Source organism: Blastomonas natatoria (assembly GCF_003201955.1).
Classification (GTDB): Bacteria; Pseudomonadota; Alphaproteobacteria; order Sphingomonadales; family Sphingomonadaceae; genus Blastomonas; species Blastomonas natatoria.
This window is the reverse complement of record NZ_QJJM01000011.1, coordinates 131,018-137,484: the sequence shown is the minus strand read 5'-3', so window position 1 is coordinate 137,484 and position 6,467 is coordinate 131,018. Positions and strand designations below refer to the sequence as shown.

4 protein-coding genes and 1 tRNA gene are annotated in these 6,467 nt (G+C 61.1%); all 5 read left to right on the top strand.

Features of this window, described 5'->3' with window-relative positions:
• Positions 1-10 precede the first annotated feature (10 nt).
• A tRNA-Met gene (locus C7451_RS14560) sits at positions 11-87 on the top strand.
• A 578-nt stretch (positions 88-665) separates the two neighbouring features.
• Positions 666-1,115 carry a curli assembly protein CsgF gene (locus tag C7451_RS14555; RefSeq protein ID WP_244181920.1) on the top strand — a complete coding sequence of 150 codons (450 nt, stop codon included), beginning with the start codon at positions 666-668 and terminating at the stop codon, positions 1,113-1,115.
• A gap of 3 nt (positions 1,116-1,118) precedes the next feature.
• A complete protein-coding gene (locus tag C7451_RS14550) occupies positions 1,119-2,108 on the top strand; it encodes a CsgG/HfaB family protein (protein ID WP_244181917.1) in 990 nt (329 codons plus the stop codon).
• Positions 2,109-2,397: 289 nt separating this feature from the next.
• On the top strand, positions 2,398-4,050 hold the full coding sequence (locus tag C7451_RS14545) for a beta strand repeat-containing protein (RefSeq protein WP_110299689.1): 1,653 nt from the start codon (positions 2,398-2,400) through the stop codon (positions 4,048-4,050).
• A 93-nt stretch (positions 4,051-4,143) separates the two neighbouring features.
• Positions 4,144-6,417 carry a beta strand repeat-containing protein gene (locus C7451_RS14540; RefSeq protein ID WP_110299688.1) on the top strand — a complete coding sequence of 758 codons (2,274 nt, stop codon included), beginning with the start codon at positions 4,144-4,146 and terminating at the stop codon, positions 6,415-6,417.
• Positions 6,418-6,467: the final 50 nt, after the last annotated feature.

The following is a 6,467-nucleotide window of genomic DNA, read 5'->3' as shown; positions in this document are numbered from 1 at the left end:
CTCTTGGTGGCGCGGGATGGAGCAGCCCGGTAGCTCGTCAGGCTCATAACCTGAAGGTCGCAGGTTCAAATCCTGCTCCCGCAACCAACTTAACTTATCACCACGCCAAATCAGACCCACCAGGCGTCCGCAAGACAGCTGGCAGTGATCTGCCGCGTCACGCCAGCGCCCCGCCGGCTATTGCAGATTGCTCCGAAAGCACTTGCAGCTGGCCCATACCGCTGCGAGCCGATGCCTCGACGCGCCTGGCATGGGCTTCAAAGTGGATCGCGCGGCAGTCCATCTGGGCCAAAGATCCGCGCAGGGCGTACACCGCATGATAACTCTTTGTTCGTTCTTTGTCTCAAATCCGGACAGAATGTAAAATCGGCCAACATTCTGGGCCCAAAGTGCCTGATAATCGCCTGTCAAGACTGTATCGCAAACCCTTGCGTTAACTATGACAGAATGCCGAGTTTCTCGGCGTTCCGTCGAGATGCAAGCCTTTGCATAAATCTGAAGGCGGGGCTCGAAAGCTCCAAAACCGATCTAAAACATAATCCATTTGCACTATTTTACACACTGTTAAACCTCCTTAAGGTCACCTTAACGAAACGGTCGAGTCGCAAGAATATGGCCAGCTGAGGAGTGACAAGCTCCCGGGGGCAAGCTGCAGGAGATATGTTGTGCACTCGTTCAAACGTGCGGTCGGGCGTCCCATGGCGCTTTGGCTGGGAGTGTTGATTGTTACCCTTCCCCTCGGCCAACAGGCCATGGCACAAGACATCGTCTATCAGCCGATCAATCCCAGCTTCGGTGGAAACCCATTCAATTCCAATCATTTGCTTGGCATCGCCAATGCCCAGAATGATTTCACAAACCCTGCCAGCAGCAGCTCCAGTTCGCAGGCCGATATCTTCGCCCGCCAGCTGCAGTCGCGTCTGCTGTCCGCGCTTTCATCGCAGATTGTTACCGCGATTTTCGGTGACAACCCCCAGGAAAGCGGAACGATCAGTTTTGGCGGTCAGACTGTCAACTTCATCCGCTCGCTGACCGAGGTGACGATCACGATCGTCAACGACGACACCGGTGAAGAAACCGTGATCGTGGTCCCAACCTTTGTGGATGTCGACTGAGCCATGCGCCTCCCGATCATCCCCGGCCTGGCCGCGCTCTCGATGGCCCTGATGGCAAGCGGCTGCACCACCGTGGGTGGCAGCGGCAAGGCGGCCATCCCCGAAACCACAAGCTACGCCTATCTGCCCAACGCGACGCAAACGCAGCTGCTGCTGCGCGGGATCCCCAAGCCCTCGCGTCAGGTGGCGGTCGCCGTGTACAGCTTCACCGATCAGACGGGCCAGTTCAAGCCCAGCGCAACCGGCCAGACGCTGTCGCGCGCTGTCAGCCAGGGCGGCGCCTCGGTGCTCGTCAAGGCGCTTCAGGACGCTGGCGATCGTTCCTGGTTCACCATCGTCGAACGCGAGAACCTCAAGAACCTTCTCAACGAGCGCCAGATCATCCGTGAGATGCGCGAACGCTATCTGGGAGAGCGCGCGGTCAATCCCGATGCGCTGCCTGCGCTGCTGTTCGCCGGTGTACTGCTGGAAGGCGGGATCATCGGTTATGACAGCAACACGCTGACCGGTGGTGCTGGCGCGGCCTTTCTCGGCATTGGCGGACGCACCGAATATCGTCAGGACACGGTCACCGTGTACCTGCGCGCGGTGTCGGTCCGCACGGGCGAAGTGCTGACCACGGTGACCGCATCGAAGACGATCGCATCGCAGGCCTTTGGCGCCAGCGCCTTCAAGTTCGTCGCCTTCCGCGAGTTGCTGGAAGCCGAAGCCGGATTCACCACCAACGAGCCTGATCAGCTTGCGCTGCAGCAGGCGATCGAAAAGGCGGTCTATGCGCTGGTGATGGAAGGTGTCGAGCTGCGTCTATGGGATTTTGCCGACCGTGATGCCGGCAGGGCCAAGCTGCTGCAATATCAGCAGGAGCGCGACGGCAAGTTTACCCCGGGCCAGGTTCAGCGTGCCGAGGAAAAGGCACGGAAGCTGACACCGATGAAGGTCAAGGACAAGACAACGAACGCCAAGAGAAGCGAGGCAAGCTCGGCACTGGATTAACAAGCTATGCCCTGCGTCACAGCTAGCGGCAAGGATGCCAGGGCAAGATAGAGAGGCCAGGTCCCCATTCGGGGCGCCGAAACCTCAAGGATCGCGGAAGAGAGCCGGAGCCGGTCAGGCGGCATTCGGTAAGGAAACAAAGGCCTGACAAAACTCACGCACCGGAGCTGCAACTCCGATGCGTGAGCATGACAACAATGAGTGCGTGTGAAACAATCATGCTGACCCCGGCGGCAATGCTGCTTCCGGAGCGGCATGGTTATGACCCTTCGAAAGAGGATTATCAACCATGAAGACCTCCATTTACACCTCCGTCTCGGCGCTTGCGCTGATGATTGCAGCGCCTGCCATGGCGCAGAACAATTCGTTGGTCGACCAGCTCGGCAACGGCAACGGCGCCACCGTTACCCAGAGCGGTGACAACGAGTCGGACGTCGATCAGGACGGCGACAACAACGTCGCCAATGTCGGCCAGACCGGTACTGGCAACAGCTCGACGGTCGATCAGGACGCGTTCACTGCGCTCGTCAACGTGACGCAGAACGGTGAGGGCAACACCTCCACCATCAAGCAGGAAGACCTTGACTCCGGACCGAACACCGGCGGCTCGATCGGAATCAGCCCGGGTGATCCGGAAGCAGCCGTCAACCAGCAGGGCGACAGCAACATCTCGCGGATCGACCAGTTCTCGGTCCAGGGAAGCCGCAACCTTGTCGCCAACGTGACCCAGACCGGTGACGACAACGTTTCTGACGTATTCCAGGATGCCAATGGACCCGGCTTTACCGGCACCCTGCGCGCGATCGTCGGCCAGACAAATGCGTCTACGTCGATCGTGACCCAGACAGCTTCGGACGGCGGCAAGAACTTCCAGGCCAATGTCACGCAGAGCGATTCCGACTCGACTGTTACTCAGACCGCGACCGCGAATACCGGCGCGAACAATCCTGCCATTCGCGCACTGGTCAACCAGCAGAGCGGATCGACTTCGGATGTCACCCAGTCGGTCGGCGGCGTCGGCGCTGGTGACCTCTTTGCTTCGGTGACGCAGGCCAATGGCGCAACCTCCGATGTCAAGCAGACCGCGAATGGTGATGCTTCCGTGACCCAGGACGCCATCGTGACCCAGAATGGTGCGAGCACGTCCAATATCACGCAGACCTTCAACAACGACGGTTCGAACAATTTCTCCGCAACCGTCAATCAGAATGGCGACGGCAACCTGTCGAACGTCACGCAGCGCGACGAGGGCTTCGGCATTATCGGAAATGCCGACGGCGGCCTGATCGCAAATGTCAACCAGGATGGCGAAGACAACACCTCGAACCTTACCCAGGAAAACAAGTCGGCCAATGCCGATATCGACCAGACCGGCGATGGCAACACCTCGGATGCTTTCCAGGGCGCGGCTGGCAATGACCTGATCGTGCTGCAGTCGGGCGACATGAACACTTCGACCGTGTCGCAGACCGGCCTCAACAACGCGGCCGACATCCTGCAGGCAGGCGATGGCGCCAAGTCGCTCGTGACCCAGACCGGTCGCAACGACCTGGCGTTTGTCGATCAGCTGGTCGGTTCGGACGGTTCGACCTCGACCATCCTGCAGACCGGAGCCCCGGGCGGTGCACGTTCGGAGAACAGCGCGAGCGTGACCCAGTCCGGCCTCAGCAACACGTCGTTCGTGACGCAGGGTGGCTTCAACAGCACCGCCTTGGCGAACCAGTCGGGCGAGGGCAACGAAAGCAACATCACCCAGACGGGCACGGTCGATGGCTTCGGCAATACCGCCAGCGTGACCCAGTCGGGCGACGGCAACCTGTCGAACGTGACTCAGACCGGATCGCTGAACTCGGCCACCGTGACGCAGTCGTCTGACGCCAACATCTCGAATGTGACGCAGAACGGCACGGGCAACACGGCCATCGTGACCCAGGGCATGTAAGCCACAGACTGCCGGGCGGATCGGAACGGGTCCGTCCGGCATGCTGCTTCAGGCCCTTCAGTCGCAGGAAATCCAATCAAGGAACACCTAGCCATGAAAAAGCTTCTTCTGCTCAGCGCTTCGTCGCTGGCCCTTCTCGCTACCCCCGCGGTGGCTCAGACCAACACCTCCAATGTCGATCAGCAGGGCGTCGCTGCCCAGGCGACCGTCACGCAGACCGGATCGAGCAACAACTCGGATATTGACCAGAACGGCAATGGTTCGACGTTCACCGGCGGTGCCAATATTGGCCGCAGCGTGGTGGCCGATGTCGAACAGACCGGTACCAACGGCGTCAGCCAGGTAACCCAGCAGGGCGGTCGCTCGACGGCCACTGTCGATCAGGGCGGCACCGGCATGCGCTCGGTCATCACCCAGGGCAATGCTGCCGGCGATACCGGCAATATTGCCACGGTGGTCCAGGCGGGTACGGGCGGCGCTGTCGGCACGGGCTCGACGATCACCCAGACCGGCTCGAGCGGCCAGGCCTTTGTCAGCCAGGCTGCTGACACCAATGCTGCAACGAGCACCGTGACCCAGACCGGAACCGACCAGCGCGCCAGCGTGCTGCAGGAAAGCGGCGCAGCAAACTCGACCATCACGCAGTCGAATGGTGCGCAGAACGCCTATGTGTTCCAGGACGGCACCAACTTCTCCACGATCACCCAGTCGAACAACGCCAACGAAGCAGCGGTCGATCAGCGCGGTGACGGAAACTCCTCGCTGGTTCAGCAGAGCGGTTTCAACGGCGATGTGGGCGATCCCGACAACAACTACACCAATGTCGAACCCAACACCCGCCTGGGTGTGCGCCAGGCTGGTGACGACAACATGTCGACGGTCATCCAGAGCGGCAACAATCAGGTGGCGGACGTTGTCCAGACGGGTAACGAGAACCTCGCTTCCATCCTCCAGGACGGCAACTTCGCCGATGCCAGTGTCACGCAGAGCGGCAATCGCAACGAAGGCCGCGTTGTCCGTCAGGACGGCGACGGCACCGGCAACCTGCCGGGCGGTGCAAGCAATCCGGTGCAGCCGACGTCCAACGCGCTGGCCGACATCGCCCAGACTGGCGACGACAATTTCGCCACGATCGAGCAGGCCGCAGTTCCTGTCGACGCGCTGATTGTCCAGACGGGCAATGACAACGTCTCGACCGTCGTCCAGACGGCCGATGCGTCGGGTGCCTCCGCCACCAACCGTCAGCTGAGCAACGACAACTTCTCGACCATCACCCAGAGCGCTGGTGCGCGGGCGAACGTCACGCAGATGGGCGGCAACAACCCGCTCGGACCGCGCAACTGGGATGGCGATACGCTGCCCCCGTCATCGGCAGGCACCAGCTATCGCAACAACGTCTCGCTGGTCGATCAGTCGGCCGACGGCGCTCAGGCCGATCTCGTTCAGGACGGCACGCTCAACCGCTCGGCGATCACGCAGACTGGCGCAGGCGCTGCAAATGTGACGCAGAGCGGCGTGTACAACACCTCGGTCGTGACCCAGAGCGGTCAGGGCACGGCTGTTGTCGATCAGGGCAGCGTGGCTCCCGGCAATTTCGGACGCAACGCCTCGCGGGTGACCCAGACGGGCCAGTCCTCGGCGCAGATCACGCAGCGTTCGCAGGACATCACCAGCACCTTCGCACCTTCGAACACCTCGATCGTGCTGCAGACCGGTGACAAGGGCGAGGCGATCGTCGATCAGACGGGTGATGAAAACACCTCGTCGGTCAGCCAGTCTGCCCCGATTGGTGGCTTTGCCGACGTAACGCAGGACGGCGTGTTCAACGACTCGATCGTGAACCAGCTGGCCGATGCCCAGGCCACCGTGGACCAGGAAGGCGACAACAACGAGTCCGACATCCAGCAGCTCGCCGGATCGGACGGCGCCGAAGCCACCGTCGTCCAGGACGGTTCCGAAAACGTCTCGGAAGTCACCCAGGTGGGAAGCGCCATCGCGTTCGTCGACCAGATCGGCGAGGGTAATGGTTCGACCATCGATCAGAACGGCGCATCGTCGGCCAATGTCGATCAGCTCGGCGATGATGGCGTTTCGTTGGTCGAGCAGACCGGTGACGGCAACACGGCAACGGTGATGCAGACCGCTGGATCGCTCGGCAACAATTCCGAGGTCTTCCAGACCGGTCTCAGCAATATCGCCACTGTGACCCAGGGCGGCACCGGCAACGAGTCGATGATCGACCAGATGGGCAACAGCAACAGCGCCACTGTGGACCAGTCGTTCAGCAACAACATGTCCGATATCTTCCAGTCGGGCAATGGCAACACCGCCTCGGTCACCCAGAGCGGCGGCGTAATGGACAACTGAGCTTCCTGATGACCAGCGCCCGTCATCGGGCGCTGGTCATCCAAGTTTTT